Genomic DNA, 15,113 nt, shown 5'->3' with positions numbered 1-15,113 from the left:
CCCCCTCCCGACGGAAAGGCGCGCCCGGCGAGGTGCGGCACGTCTCCTTCCGGATTCCCGGGCCGGACGGGGGCGGTCGATGCGCGCCCATGAACCCGTTCGACGTGTCGGGCGAAGACCCGGACATCTCCATCGCGCCCGAACGGATCTACCGGGACCTGGTGCCGGCAGGCCCGGCCTACCGGAACATCGCCCATCCCCTGCACCTCTGGCCCGGGGGGGCCGTGGCCATGGTGAGCGGCGGCCCGTGGGATCTCGCGCCCCTTTCCGGCCCCCTGGGCTCCCCCCTTCCCCTGGATGCGGCCTTCCAGGCGGCGCGCGTCTGGGGCCAGCGCTATGCGGGCGTCACGGTCTTCCCCGTCTCCCTTGCCCATCGATTCGTCTTCCTCCCCACCCGGACCGGGGAGCTGTATACCGCGGTGGCGGTCCCGGCGAAGCCGGGCGGCCGAAGCCTCGTGTTCGACATCCTTATCTACGACCCGTGCCGCCGCCCCTGCGAATTCGTCTCGCGGGTGGTCATGCGATCCATCGGCCGGGGTCTCCGGACGCCGCCGGCATGGGTCGCGGCCTGAGGCCCAGGGCCGGCGGTTTTCTTCCTGGAGAAATTTCCTTGACAAGCCATTGGCGGGCGTGGTAACGCAAATATATGATTGAGCGCTCGTTCAAGTCTTTTCGGCGGGCCGTGCGTCCGATGATTTTCATACGGGGGGAGGAAACCCAACCATGAGCCATTTGAAACACCTTTTTTCGCCGGTTGCGATCGGCGGCATGACCGCCCGGAACCGGCTCCTCATGCCGGCCATGAGCATCAATTTCGGGGTGGACGACAACGGCTACGTCCAGGATCAGCTCACCGAGTATTTCGTGGCCCGGGCCAGAGGCGGCGCCGGCATGATGCTGGTGGGCGGCGGCGGCACCCATCCCACCGGGCTCGAGCTGCCCCGGCTCCCCGCCCTGTGGGACGACGGCTGCATCCCGGCCCTGAAGAAGATGACCGACCGGGTCAAGCCCTTCGGCGCATTGTTCGGCATGCAGCTCATGCACGGCGGACGCCAGTCCTACCACGACAAGAAGGTGGCCCCGTCGCCCATCCCCGCGCCGGCCGTGGTCAAGGGCATTCCCCGGGAACTCACCATCGCTGATATAGAAGAGCTGGTCGCCTCCTTCGGCGACGCGGCAAGGCGCTGCAAGGAGGGCGGGTTCGACTTCGTCGAGATCCACGCGGGCCACGGATACCTCATCAACCAGTTTTACTCCCTCAACGCCAACAGGCGGACCGACCGCTACGGCTGCGGCTCCTTCGAAAACCGGATCCGGTTCCTCATCGAGCTTTTCCGGGACATCAAGGCCAAGACCGGCGACGACTACCCCGTGGGCGTCCGGTTCAACGGCATGGACTACATCCAGGACGGCTGGACCCTGGACGACGCCCTCAAGCTTGCGCCCATCCTCGAAAAGGAGGGGGCGGCCTACCTCCACGTCTCGGCGGGGGTCTACGGTTCGACCGAGCTGACCATCCCCTCCATGTACGTGAAGCACGGCTGCTTCGTCCATCTGGCCGAGGCCGTCAAGAAGAACGCCACGATCCCGGTGATCACCGTGGGCCGCATCAAGTCCCCCGAGATGGCCGACCGGATCATCAAGGAGGGGCGGGCCGATGTGGTCTCCATGGGCCGCAGCCTCATCGCCGACCCCGAGCTGCCCAACAAGGCCATGGCCGGGGAACTCTCCCGGATCCGGCCCTGTCTCGGCTGCTGCCTCGGCTGCATCCACGCCGTGCTCCAGCTCGAGCCCGGCTCCTGCGTGGTCAACCCGGACGTGGGCCGGGAATACCAGCTTGCGGACGACGACCGGACCGAGCGTCCCAAAAAGGTCCTCGTGGCGGGCACCGGGCCCGCCGGCCTGGGCGCGGCCCGCATGGCGGCCTTGCGGGGACACAAGGTGGTGATCTGCGACGAGAGGGGCGAGATGGGCGGCCTCGTCCGCCTGGCGGGGAAGGTGCCTGGCCGAGGCGAGGTTATGGACATCATCAATTTCCTCAAGAGCGAGATCGACCGCCTCAAGGTGGAGGTCCGCCTAAACGTCCCCCTGGACCAGGCCCTCCTGGACGACGTGGCCCCCGAAGAGGTGGTCCTGGCCACCGGGAGCCTGCCCGAGATGCCCATCATCAAGGGCCTCTTCCAGACGGAGATGGCGCTGTGCACCGTGGTCGACATCATGGAGGGCACGGCCATGGCGGGCGACCGCGTGATCGTGCTGGGCGGGAGCCAGGCGGCACTGATGGTGACGGACTTCCTGGCGGAAAAGGGCAAGGAGGTCGTGGTGCTGAACCGAAAGCGCCATTTTGCCGAGGAGATGTCGAGCAACGACCGGTTCTACCTCCGGGAGCGCCTGAAGCGCGACACGGTGCGCCTCTGCAAGCAGGTCGCCATCAAGCAGTTCCTCCCGGACGGCGCGACCTTCACCACGGGCGACGAGACCGTCACCCTGACGGGGTTCGACACGGTCGTCATCTCCGAGAAGATGACCCCCATCCGCACGGCGGCGGACCTCTTTAAGGGATCGGCCATCCCGGTCCACGTCATCGGCGACGCGAAGTCGCCGCGAATCATCATGCACGCCCTGAGTGAGGCCGAGGAGCTCGGCCGGACGATCTGATCTTTCGCGAGTTGGAATGGCTTTATTTCGGGCGCCGCGGGGGAGGGCGCCCGAATTGTTTGTCAGCGGAATCCTCCAGCGGACCGCTCACACTTTTGCCGGTCCTGGCGGCAATCGCATCCGTTCCATAGGCGATGGAAAGGTCATGTTTACTTACAGGGATCGAAAGGAGCCTGACGCCGGCAAAGAGATGACCTCGATGCGGATCGAAGAAACAGCTTCATCTGAGATAATTCCATATTTTCCCTTGCAATTATCGCCCCGCCAATTATATAAAATCCATAAGAATACACACAGCCGCTACCTGTAACCCGCGGCTCTGTTCAACCACATTTGATCCGTCATCCTGTTTTGAAGCTTTCTTGATCTATCGCCTGTTTTTGGCGGCCTGCCCTTCGTAAATGCACAAGCACTTGTTTGCCATGAGGCTTATAACTATTATTAAACTAATCAAGAAAGGGCTGATCTGATGAAAAAGAAATGTCTGGTCATGTTGGGAACTCTTTTGGTTTTACTTGGTTTGATATCTGTGGCGGTTGCTGAAACAGCGCCCCCGAAGGATTTGAAAAAGCACACAAAAGCTGGAAAGTATGTGACCTCGTTGGAAGCTTATGAGATGTGGAAAATCAATCCGGATAAGGTAAAAATTTTGGATTGCCGTATTCAGGAAGAATACGCCTATGTTGGACATGCCAACATGGCTCACAGCATTCCTTCAAGACTGTGGGTCGGAAAATGGAATGAAGAAAAAAAGGATTATGATTTACAGGATAATCCTACTTTTGAGGCTCAGGTAAAAAGGAAATTTTCTCAGAGCGATACCATTCTGGTGATGTGCCGCTCGGGTCACAGAAGTGCTTCATCGGTTGATCGTTTGACAAAAGTCGGATTCACGAATGTTTATAACATTATAGACGGTTTTGAGGGCGATAAAATCAAGGATGAAGAGAGTTATTTAAATGGGAAAAGGATGAAGAACGGTTGGAAAAATTCCGGTGCGCCCTGGACATACGATTTGGACAGCAAATTGATTTATACGAATTTGACCTACAAGTTGGCTGCGCCCTGACGGTCTGACGGCAGCGTTGCCCGTTCCCGCAACATCCCGGCATCAGGTGCCGCGACACCGATGACGCATGCCGGAATCCCAAAGCAGAAGTCAACGGAAAAGAGACGGCTATACAGAATCAAAGGAAAGACACATCAATGGATATTGCTGAAATTTACGATAAATTCGACCAAATTGGCTGCCTCACCTTTGCCACCATCGACAAAGACACCCCCCAAACACGCATTGCCCACCTGTTTGCTCACGACCATGAAGGATTATATTTTCGAACCATGATCACCAAGCCTTTTTATGAACAGCTGAAACAGGCGGGAAAAGTGTCCATCTGCGGCATGTTTCCAAAAACCTCCGTCAGCCACGATGAGCAGGGAATGCCCTATTTTGCGCCGGGATATACCATCCGCGCGACCGGCGATGCTAAAGAAATCTCTTTAGAGCAGCTGAAAGAAAAAGCCGCCGCAAATCAGATGTTCATGCTCGGGGTAAAAGACATTGAAAGGTATCCGGCAATGACTACCTTTTGCCTGCACAGCGCCTGGGGGGAAGTGTATGATTTCGATTTTGAAATGGCACACCGCTCCCATAAGTTGCTGCGCACAGGCTTTTGCTTTGGCGGCAAATACATCCCGTTTCGAGGGGTTCGCATTACGGAAGAATGCATTGCCTGCGGGGAATGCCTGGAAAAGTGTTCTTTCAAGGCAATTTATCAACAGGGTGAGCGGTATATTATCGACCATGCCAAGTGCGATGTGTGCGGCGATTGCTACACAATCTGTCCCGCAGGTGCCATTGAGATCGTTATGGATGACCCCAAAAAATAGACCGTCTATCCCCTGCATCGTTTTATCCCGGGCAGCAGCGAAACTGCCAAAGGAGGCGATCATGGCAGACAAGATCTGGCTCAAGCACTATCCCTCAGGCATTCCCGCGGAAATCGACCCCGATCAGTTCATGTCGATCCCGGATATGATGGAGAAGATCACCCTCAAATTCGCCGATAAACCGGCCTATCACAACCTTGGCCGCACCCTGAGCTTTTCAGACCTGGATCGGTTGTCGCGCGACTTTGCCGCCTTTCTCCAGGGCCTGCCGGACATGGCCAGGGGCGAGCGCGTCGCCGTGATGCTGCCGAACCTCCTCCAATACCCGGTGGCGCTGTTCGGCATCCTGCGCGCCGGCTTGACCGTGGTCAACGTCAACCCGCTGTACATGCCGCGCGAGCTGGAGATTCAGCTCAAGGACTCCGGGGCGAGGGCCATCGTCATTCTCGAGAATTTTGCGGGCATCCTGCAGCAGGTGATCGGGAACACGCGGGTTCAGCATGTGATCATCACCCGGATCGGCGACCTGCTGCCGATGCTGAAACGCTGGATGGTCAATTTCGTCATCAAGCAGGTAAAGAAAATGGTTCCCCTCTGGCGCATCGACGGCGCCGTCTCATTCCGGTCGGCGCTTGCGCGCGGCGCGGCGACGTCGCTCAAGCCGACCCAGATAACACGCGGGGACATCGCTTTCCTTCAATACACCGGCGGCACCACCGGCGTCCCCAAGGGCGCTGTCCTGACCCACCGCAACGTCCTGGCCAACCTGGAGCAGACGGGGGTATGGCTTTCGTTGAGCTTCAGAGAAGGCGCCGAAATCGCCGTCGCGCCGCTGCCCATGTACCACATCTTTTGTCTGACCTCGACACTCTCCTATATGAAGTGGGGCAGCCTCATTGTGCTCATCACCAACCCGCGCGACCTGCCTGCGTTCGTCAAAGAGCTTGGCCGGTGGCGGTTCAGCGTGATAACCGGCGTCAATACGCTGTTCAACGGTCTGCTGAATACGCCCGGGTTCGACCGGCTCGACTTTTCCGGGGTGAAGGTGGCGGTCGGCGGCGGCGCGGCGGTTCAGAAGCCGGTGGCCGAGCGCTGGCAACAGGTGACCGGAGGCTGCATCACAGAAGCCTACGGCCTGACCGAGGCCTCGCCCGGCGTCTCCGCCAACCTGCTGGGAACGCCCTGGAACGGCACCGTCGGCCTGCCCTTTTCCTCCACGGACGTGTCGATCCGCGACGAGGCTTTCAACGAACTGCCGGTATGGACCGGTGAAGGGGAGATCGAGCGGCACACCGGTGAGATCTGCGTCCGCGGCCCTCAGGTGATGCGGGAATACTGGAACAACCCAGGCGAAACCGCGAAGACGATCCAGGACGGCTGGCTCAAGACGGGCGACGTCGGTTATTTGAATGCCGATGGCCGCGTCACCATCACCGACCGCAAGAAGGACGTGATCCTGGTGTCGGGTTTCAGCGTCTATCCCAACGAGGTCGAGAACGTGATAGCGATGCATCCGGGCGTGCTCGAATGCGGGGTGGTGGGCGTGCCCGACGACAGATCGGGCGAGGCGGTGAAAGCGGTGATTTTGAAGAAGGATCCGAACCTCACAAAAGAAGCGGTGATTCAGCACTGCAGGACCGAGCTCACCCCTTACAAGGTGCCGCGCCATGTTGAATTCCGCGATATCCTCCCCAAAACGCCGATCGGAAAGGTCCTGCGACGCGAATTGAGCGGCGAGAAAAAGCCATAGCGGCTTCATCTGCCTTCAAGATCCACCCAACCCGAACCTGGAGGCGGAAATGACAAATGTTTTTGACCCTACAAAAGCCTGTCTTTCGGAAGGCGCGAAAAACGGCTTTCCGAAGCGCTGAACAGGTCCTGGGCTTATGTGGGGTCTGTCTGTTTATTCAGGTATTTGGTCATGGTCAGGATGTTTCGTCCATTTACGGTTTCATAACTGACCTCGTCCATCAGGGCACTCAGGATAAAGACCCCCATTCCGCCCTCAGGGAGGGTTTCCACCTTCAACGGGTCGAAGCAAAAAGGCGCAACCTTAGCCGGCTTCATGCTTTCCCCCCTGTCGCAGACCCTGAAGGTCAGGCGGTCCCGGAAGCGCAGGAGTTCCACTTCCACCGAATGCTCCGCTTCGAAATGGTAGGCGTGCTTTATGGCGTTGTTCACCGCTTCCACGACGCAAAGCTCAAGGTGATAGCAGGCGATCCTGTCGATGGACAGCATATCGGCGATGCCCCGCACGGCACCCCCGACCAGGGCAACATTCTCAAGCCTGCTTTCAATCACCAGCTTGATCATGCCCGCCGCTTCCATTTCTTCACGCCTTTCCGGAAAGCGCTCTGAGGGCGTCATCCTCTGAAGGAAAAATATCGAACACCCGATTCATGCGGGTCAGACGAAAAAGGCTCATGACGCTTTCCCTCACGGCGCAGATCACCAGACGGCCGTCGTTTCCGATCTTTTTAAAGCCCGAAATAATGGCGCCAAGACCGCTGCTGTCGATAAAGTCCACTTCGGAGAGGTTGAGCACAATCCGTCGATTCCCCGAATCGATCCATTCACTCATCTTTTGCTTGAATTCCGTTGCCGCAGAGGCGTCGATTCTTTTTTCGAGCGGTCTCACGATCAGGATATCCGCCATCATTTTCTCTTGAAGCTGCATGATTTCCTTCCTACTATCTATTTTTTCCGATCCTTGAATCCAATCCCCACAAGACTCACGTCATCGCAAAGCTTCGCTCCGTCGACGAAATTGCGGATCGTCGCGATGATTTCGTCCAGCATCAGGTGAACAGGCAGGTGAATCAGGCTTTTTGCCAGGTCGTAAAACCGGTTTTCCCCGAATATTTCTCCTTTCTTGTTCATCATTTCAAACACGCCGTCGGTATAGCACAGGAGTTTGTCTCCGGGAAGAATCTTCCGCTGCTCTTCTTCAAACGGCAGGATGCCGTCCAAACCGATGACCGTTCCGCCTTTTTCCAGAAATTCGACGGTCCCGTCCGCATGGAGAACCATGGGCGGGGGATGGGCGGCACTGCTGTAAATCAGATTCCCCTGACGCAGATCGATGATGAGATAAATAATGGTCAGAAACTTTTCAAACCGCTCCCATGGGTATTCCGCATCCAAAGCCTTCAACACCTCCCCGGGGGGCACGATTTGATAATCGGGAGAGAAACCGGGGGTCTTCCTGACGGTGCAGCCCATATGGGGCTGGAGGGTCTGGAATACGGAAAAGGTCACCATGGCCGAGGGCACCCCGTGCCCGCTGATGTCGATCATATAAATTCCCACATGATCTTCATCGAGACGGAGGATGTTGAAGATATCCCCGCCGATCTGTTCACAGGGCATGAATTTCCAGGCGATGTTCAGGTCCTTGATTTGAGGGGATTGCTGCGGCAGCATGCCCTGCTGGATGCCCGCGGCCGCTTGAAGATCTTCATCGAGGCTTTTCTGCTTTTCAGTCAGCTCGGCATTGGCCGCCTTCAGCGCATCGGTGAGACGACGAATCTTGAGCTGATTCTCGATGCGGGCCACCACCTCCCCCCGGTGAAACGGCTTGGTGATATAATCGGCGGCGCCGACGGCAAGGCCTTTGATCTTCTCCTCCGCCTCGGACCGGACCGACAGAAAAATCACCGGTATGTCTTTTATCTCGGGGTCGGCTTTGATCCTCTCGCAGACCTGATACCCGTCAATGCCGGGCATGACGATATCCAGAAGAATCAGGTCCGGCATGAATTCGCGTACCCGATTCAGACCGCTTTCGCCGTCCTGCGCCTCCTCGATGTCATAACCGGATGCCCCGAGAAAACGAGCGAGCAATATCCGGGTCTCCGGGGAATCGTCCACGATGAGGATCTTTTCTTTCATGATCGTCATTTCACGGCTTTTTTATTCCAGATGAAGCGGTTATAGTCGGAAACAGACCTGTCGCTGGAGAATTTTCCGGACCGGGCAACGTTCAAGATCGCTTTTTTCGTCCAGGAATCCGGATCCAGGAATTCCCTCTCTATTTGATCCTGAACCTCGATGTATTGAATGAAGTCTGCCAGGTGAAAATAGGGATCTTCATTGTTCATCATCCGATGGTAAATCCACTGAAAGTGCCCCCGCTCGGAGGCGCAGAAGAGATCGTCGCGAAAGGCATCCAAGACCATGCGGATTTCCGGGAAGCGGTGATAATACTCCGCGGGGCGGTAGGACTTCTTCCGCTCCATCTCCGCGATCTCTTCCGCCTTCAAACCGAAAATGAAGATGTTGTCCTCTCCCGCTTCCTCGAGCATCTCGACATTGGCGCCGTCCAGTGTTCCCACGGTCAAGGCGCCGTTGAGCATGAATTTCATGTTGCCCGTACCGGAGGCTTCCCTGCCGGCCATGGAGATCTGTTCGCTCAAATCCGCGGCCGGGATGATCTTTTCAGCCAGAGAGACGCGGTAATCCGGCAGAAAAACAACCTTCAGGGCGTCCCCGATCCGTTTATCCTGATTGATGACCTGACCCACGTTGTGGATCAGCTTGATCATCTGTTTGGCCACCCAGTATCCGGGCGCGGCCTTTCCTGCAAAGATATGGGTCTTGGCGGCCGCGGGCTTCTTTTCCCCCCGGATGATCTGCAGATATTCATGCACGATCTGCATGATCTTCAGGAGCTGGCGCTTGTATTCATGGATCCGTTTGACGTGAACATCGAACAGGGAATCGGGGTCGACGGAAATCCACACGGTGTCGGAGATGATGTCCGCCAGGGCCTCCTTGTTCGCCCGCTTGATCCCGTGGAACGCATCCTTGAACCCTGTTTGATCGGCCATGGGTTCCAGCAGCCGAAGCCGGCTGAGGTCGGTGATCCAGGAATCCCCGATGGTTTCGCTGATCAGCCGCGCAAGCCGGGGATTGGCTTCCAGCAGCCAGCGTCTCTGGGTGATGCCGTTGGTGATGTTGACGAATCGCTCCGGCCAGAGCGCGTAAAAATCCGAAAAATTGTCACTTTTCAATATCTCCGTGTGCAGGGCGGACACCCCGTTGACGGAATGGGAGCCGACCAGGGCCAGGTGGGCCATCCTGACCTGTTTGGTCTCCCCCTCTTCAATGAGGGACATCCGCCGGAGAAGATCGGTATCGCCGGGATGACGCGCCGCCACCTTCCGGATAAACCGATCGTTGATTTCGTAGATGATCTGAAGGTGGCGGGGAATGACGTGATCCAGGAGGCTGACGGGCCATTTCTCCAGGGCTTCGGACAGAACCGTATGGTTTGTGTAGGCCAATGTTTCCCGGGTGATCTCCCAGGCATGATCCCAGGGCAGGGCGTATTCATCCACGAAAAGCCTCATCAACTCCGCTACCGCCAGGGAAGGATGGGTGTCGTTCATCTGAATGGCCACTTGTTCGGGAAAGAGATCGAAATTCTCATTGACTTTAAGATACCGACGGATAATGTCTCGCAAGGAACAGGCAACCAGAAAGTATTCCTGCACCAGGCGGAGCTCTCTCCCTGACTTGATGGTGTCGAGAGGATAGAGCATTTTGGTGATGGTTTCGGAAGAGACCTTCTGTTCCACCGCCCGGAAGTAATCCCCCTCGTTGAAGATCTGGATGTCGAAGTCCGCGGAGGAGCCCGCGCCGTAGAGCCGCAGCCAGTTCACCGTTTTTCCCCCGTATCCGACGACGGGAATATCGAAGGGGATGCCCATGATCACCTTCCAGTCGAGCCACATGGGATTGTAATCGCCGTCGCGGTCTTGAAAATGTTCGATCCGGCCGTGAATGGGGATGATGCACTTCTCATCGGTGCGCTTGATTTCCCAGGGATTGAGTTCCGCCAGCCAGTTATCCGGCTTCTCCCTCTGGTAGCCGTTATCGATCTCCTGCTTGAAGAGGCCGTATTCATAATGGATCCCGTAACCGAAACCGGCGATGTCAAGCGTTGCCATGGAATCCAGAAAACAGGCCGCCAGGCGGCCGAGCCCGCCGTTTCCCAGACCGGGATCATTTTCCTGCTGCCGGACCTCCTCGATGTCGATGCCCGCATCCGTCAAAAGTTCCTTGGAGATATCAAACATGCCGAGATTGTGGAGGGTATTGCCCAGCAGTCTTCCGATCAGAAATTCCAAAGACAGGTAATAGACCCTTTTGGTTTTTGCCTCATGATATCTTCGTTCCGTCTGCAGGATTTTTTCCGTCATCCTGTCCCGCAAGGAAAAAGCCGACGATAGAAAATGATCCCGACATTCCTTTGAAGGCGGTTCCTTGCACAGGGAACAGCGGAGATGGTAATCCATCGATTCTTTTAAAGCGGATTTCGAGTTTTCGAGATACGTTGGTTTCATATCAGGGTCCTTTGCAGAGCGGCTCAACGGAGGTTGCTGTTGTGTTCTTGCTGATTCTATCCTCTTTCGGATAATGATTTTGGCAAGGAAGGACGAAACAGGCGCATATGTCATGCGTCGAGCAGCGATGACGCAGCCGAAATCCTTATCTGGAAGCCTATGGTGAACGCTTATAACAAGAAGTATAACATAGTCCGGATTCAATCACAATTTTTTATGAGCCGAACCGCACGGCAATCGCACGGCCTCCTTCCGTGCAAAGGGGTTCAGGTTCGCCGGGCCGCGACCCCTGTTCCATTTGTGCGGGGTGGTCGTCATCACCCCCGTGTTTTTTCCAGATCGTCGGCCAGCCCGAGGATGCCCTCAAAATCGAAATCGTCTGCCAGTTGAGTGATTCTGACGAGGTGCGGGGTAAAGGCCGCTGATCGGGAAGCCATCTCCTCGGCGATTGCCGTCAGGCCGGACACGTCGCCCATCTCAGCCGCCTCACGCAGGCGTCCGGCGGCCTCTTCGGCCAACTCCGGCGGCAGCGCCCCTGCCGGTTCAGGCGATGGCGCCGCGCTCGGCCCTTCTGTCATGGATTCGAGGGTTTGGGCGGATCGCAAAGCCTGATCCATGAGTGTTTCGAAAGGGACAAATGCGGCAATGACGGCATCCGGGGAAGGTGGATTCTTTTTGTCCGCATGTTTGACCAGCTTCTCCAGTTCCGCGGCCGCAGCCTGCAGTTGAAGTGCCGCCAGGTTGCCGGCCAGCCCCTTGATATCGTGAATCATTTTGTGGGCCTCATGGTAATCCTTGGTATCCAGTGCATGCCGGATGTCACCGGCCGTATGGGTGTACTTGGCGGCAAAGCTCATCAAGAGCTTACGGTAGAGGTCTTCGTTTCCCTGCAGACGCTGCAACCCATTCGAAAGATCAAATCCATCCAGAGAATCTGGAAACGGCTGTACCTCCGCGGATGTTGGGACAGAATCGCCAAGGGCTTTGGCGGCTGCCTTCTGCGGGATCGACTCCGGCGCCCGTTCTTCCTTAGCGGGAGGGGATCCGGCGCGAATCCATCGGGCCAGGATTTCACAGAGCTGCGCCGGGTCGATGGGTTTGGTGACATGATCGTTCATGCCGGCTTCCGTGCTCTTCTCATGGTCTCCCGTCATTGCATGGGCGGTCATGGCGATGATGGGCAGATCCTTGAACCGCGTATCTGAGCGGATGGTCCGGGTTGCGGTATAGCCGTCCATCACCGGCATCTGCACATCCATCAGCAGCGCATCGAAGCGGTTCAGCTGCACCGCATCCACGGCTTCCCGGCCGTTGTTGGCCACGGACACGATAACGCCCGCAGAGGCAAGGATTTCCATCGCGACCATCTGGTTGATCTCATTGTCTTCAACAATCAGGACCCGGGCGCCTTTGAGGCTTTTCAATATATCTGCAGCCTCTTCCTTCCTGTCGACCGGCCGCGTCTCCTTCGAGGCCTCTTTCGCCAGCGCGTGGATGATGGTATCGAACATCACCGACGGGCTGATCGGTTTGATCAGGAAACCGTCCAGTCCCGCCGCCTCGGCCCGCCAGAGGATATCTTCCCGTCCATAGGCGCTTACCAGAACAATCTGCGGGACCCTGCTCAGCCTCGAATCCTGCTTGATCCGTTTCGATGCCTCAATGCCGTCGATGCCGGGCATCTTCCAATCCATGACCACGATGTCGTAGGGTTTTCCCCCGATGGACTTTTCGACCTCCCGCAACCCTTCTTCGCCGGAGGCCGCCAGGGTGACTTCGAAGGAGAAAGATTCCAGCATCCTCTGGAAAATTTCTCGGGACGTCGGGTTGTCATCCACAACCAGCACCTTGATTCCCCTCAACTCGGGCGGCGGCATGCGGCACATCATGCCGGCTTCCCGGTCGGTGCCGAAAACGGCGGTGAAGAAGAAGGTGCTGCCAACCCCGAAATTGCTCTCCACCCAGATCCTGCCGCCCATCATCTTCACGAGCCGCTGACAGATGGTAAGACCCAGCCCGGTTCCACCGTACTTGCGGGTAATGGACGTGTCTGCCTGGCTGAAAGAGGTGAACAGGTGCGTCATATGTTCATCAGTCAGGCCGATGCCCGTATCGCGCACGGAGAATTGGATGACCGCAGTTCTCCTTGCCAGACTGACCAGTTCCGTTGAAACCACAATTTCGCCATGCTCGGTAAATTTGATGGCGTTGTTGGCCAGGTTTACCAGAATCTGGCTTAATCGCAGGGGATCTCCCACCAGTTGGCGGGGTACATTGGCATCGGTGCTGAATAAGACCTCGATCCCCTCCTTTTCCTGGGCCTTGACCGTCATCAGGGTGGCCAGGTTGTCCAGGACTTCATCCAGATTGAAGCCGATGGACTCCATGCTCATTTTGCCGGCCTCGATCTTGGAGAAGTCCAGAATATCGTTGATGACGCCCAGAAGAGAGTTGGCGGACATCTGAATCTTGTCGAGGTAGTCTCTCTGCTTCGGCGTCAGATCCGTTTTGAGCGCCAGATGCGTCATCCCCAGGACGGCGTTCATGGGGGTGCGGATCTCGTGGCTCATGTTGGCCAGGAAATCCCCTTTTGCCCGGGTAGCCGCCTCTGCCTTGTTTCGGGCCGCGATGAGTTCCTCCTCCATCTTTTTACGATGGGTGATATCCGTTATCATGGCAAAAGAGCCTGTCTTTACGCCGTTTTTGTCGTAAAGCGGGGTTGCGTGGAACAGGCAGAGCACATTCGAACCGTCCGGCCGGCTTAGGGCGATCTCATAGACGCCGGTTTGGCCGGTAGCCCTGCGTCTGAGCTGCTCCTTCATGATCGAGGTGTTTTCCTCGTCCAGGAATTCAAATACCGTCCTGCCCAGAATATCTTCACGGGGCCTGCCTATAATCTGGCAAAAGGTGTTATTGACGTCCAGGGTACGCGCGTCATTGTTCACCCACCAGAAACCTTCATTGGTCGTCGTCAGGATGCTTTTGAGATGGGATTCGCTCTCCTGCAGGGCATCTTCGGCTTTCTTGCGTGCCGTGATGTCGCGGAATACCACGACGGCGCCGATGATCGAATCGCCTTTACGCTGAGGCACACTGGTGTAGGAAACATCGAAAAACGAACCATCCCTGCGCCAGAACACCTCGTCCCTTCGGAAACTGGTTGTCCCTTGCGCATGGGACAGATAGATCGAGCAGTCCTCCCGGGGGTGCGGTGAGCCGTCCGCATTCGAATGGTGGAACAGGTCGTGTATGTCGCGGCCGATGAGTTCGTCCGTGGTGTACCCGATCATGTTCAGTGCGGCTTCGTTGGCAAAGGTGCACCGGCCTTCCAGATCCGTGCCGAAGATCCCCTCCGCCACCGATTGTAGGATCAGGCGGCTGTATTCCTCGGAATGCTTGAGTTTCTCGGTTCGATCCGCCACCAGGCTTTCCAGATGCGCCCTGTAGCGCATCAGTTCTGTTTTGGCCTCCTCGGCGTCTTCGGCGCGAAGTTTAGCGGTGTTTTCAGCTTCCATGGCCTTGATCCGCTCCAGGCCGAGAGACGCCACAAGACGGGCGAAGCCCGTCAGAAACCCGAGAATGGCCTGCAATTTCTCCTGGGAAATAATCGGAACTTCATCGAGCGCCCGCAGGTAATCTTCCGCATCGAATCCGAACTCCCGAGCCTGTTTTGTAAAGTCGTCCCTGTCGGGTTCGGCCAGGAGAAACTGCCCCACAAAAACATTTGCCACATGCCTGCCGTGGATGACGATCGGCGACGCCGCGTCGGTCAGGCCGTTCCTGCAGTGGTAAATCGAAAATTGCTTGCCTTCCTGCAGGTTCGCAGCGAGTTCGGTGTCGCTCTCGATGCAGCGGGCGCAGGTCCGCGGGTCAATCCGGTGGAAATCGGTACAGATGCGCTGCCAGCGTGCGGAAGCCAGGACATTGCCCTGCAGGTCGATGATGGCCGAGGCGATCCCGGCGGCGTTGCAGAAATCTTCCAGGATGAGATTGAGCTGTCCGAGATCGATCAACTCGTTTAAGGAAAGACCCTCGGCTTCGAAAGGCGCCCTGCCATCTTTGGCATCCTGGCTCCTCGCGGCCGTCTGATTTTCTTCAGTTTGCTGGGTTGGTCTCAAGGCTGCCTCCTGTATCCTTGCCGCAATGCTCCGGCCATCTTTATGGCAAAGGCGCACCCACGAATCAGCACCCCTTGAAGGGGGCATCGAGGAATCGTGG

General features: G+C 57.3%; 9 protein-coding genes and 1 pseudogene. 5 read left to right on the top strand and 5 right to left on the bottom strand.

The window, feature by feature from the left end; all coding sequences use genetic code 11:
- The 5 genes and pseudogenes from ACEW8N_RS13015 to ACEW8N_RS12995 all read left to right on the top strand — a co-directional run.
- A pseudogene (locus ACEW8N_RS13015) lies at nt 1–572 on the top strand (hypothetical protein); the annotation flags it as partial.
- A gap of 151 nt (nt 573–723) precedes the next feature.
- Nucleotides 724–2,658, top strand: a complete 1,935-nt coding sequence (locus ACEW8N_RS13010) for an FAD-dependent oxidoreductase (protein ID WP_373500262.1) — start codon at nt 724–726, stop codon at nt 2,656–2,658.
- A gap of 469 nt (nt 2,659–3,127) precedes the next feature.
- On the top strand, nt 3,128–3,727 hold the full coding sequence (locus tag ACEW8N_RS13005) for a rhodanese-like domain-containing protein (protein WP_373500261.1): 600 nt from the start codon (nt 3,128–3,130) through the stop codon (nt 3,725–3,727).
- A gap of 137 nt (nt 3,728–3,864) precedes the next feature.
- Nucleotides 3,865–4,548, top strand: a complete 684-nt coding sequence (locus tag ACEW8N_RS13000) for a 4Fe-4S binding protein (protein WP_373500260.1) — start codon at nt 3,865–3,867, stop codon at nt 4,546–4,548.
- Nucleotides 4,549–4,609: 61 nt separating this feature from the next.
- Complete coding sequence (locus ACEW8N_RS12995) at nt 4,610–6,298, top strand: AMP-binding protein (RefSeq protein WP_373500259.1); 1,689 nt, start codon at nt 4,610–4,612, stop codon at nt 6,296–6,298.
- A 134-nt stretch (nt 6,299–6,432) separates the two neighbouring features.
- Here ACEW8N_RS12995 and ACEW8N_RS12990 read toward each other — a convergent pair whose 3' ends face one another.
- From ACEW8N_RS12990 to ACEW8N_RS12970, 5 genes are all read right to left on the bottom strand, one after another.
- On the bottom strand, nt 6,433–6,861 hold the full coding sequence (locus ACEW8N_RS12990) for an ATP-binding protein (RefSeq protein ID WP_373500258.1): 429 nt from the start codon (nt 6,859–6,861) through the stop codon (nt 6,433–6,435).
- 19 nt (nt 6,862–6,880) lie between these two features.
- Entirely contained in the window at nt 6,881–7,225 is a 345-nt protein-coding gene (locus tag ACEW8N_RS12985; protein WP_373500257.1) for an STAS domain-containing protein, read from the bottom strand.
- A 17-nt stretch (nt 7,226–7,242) separates the two neighbouring features.
- Entirely contained in the window at nt 7,243–8,439 is a 1,197-nt protein-coding gene (locus ACEW8N_RS12980; protein ID WP_373500256.1) for a PP2C family protein-serine/threonine phosphatase, read from the bottom strand.
- A 5-nt stretch (nt 8,440–8,444) separates the two neighbouring features.
- The gene (locus ACEW8N_RS12975) at nt 8,445–10,895 is read right to left on the bottom strand and encodes a glycogen/starch/alpha-glucan phosphorylase (RefSeq protein WP_373500255.1); all 2,451 of its coding nucleotides are present in this window, start codon (nt 10,893–10,895) and stop codon (nt 8,445–8,447) included.
- Between the two features lie 317 nt (nt 10,896–11,212).
- Nucleotides 11,213–15,013: a response regulator gene (locus tag ACEW8N_RS12970; protein WP_373500254.1), complete on the bottom strand. Its 3,801-nt coding sequence runs from the start codon at nt 15,011–15,013 to the stop codon at nt 11,213–11,215.
- Between the last annotated feature and the right edge of the window lie 100 nt (nt 15,014–15,113).

Origin of the sequence: Desulfococcus sp., from assembly GCF_041737845.1 — a bacterium.
Lineage (GTDB): Bacteria > Desulfobacterota > Desulfobacteria > Desulfobacterales > Desulfococcaceae > Desulfococcus.
Note: the sequence above shows the minus strand (reverse complement) of the source record. Positions and strands in the feature narration are given on the sequence as shown.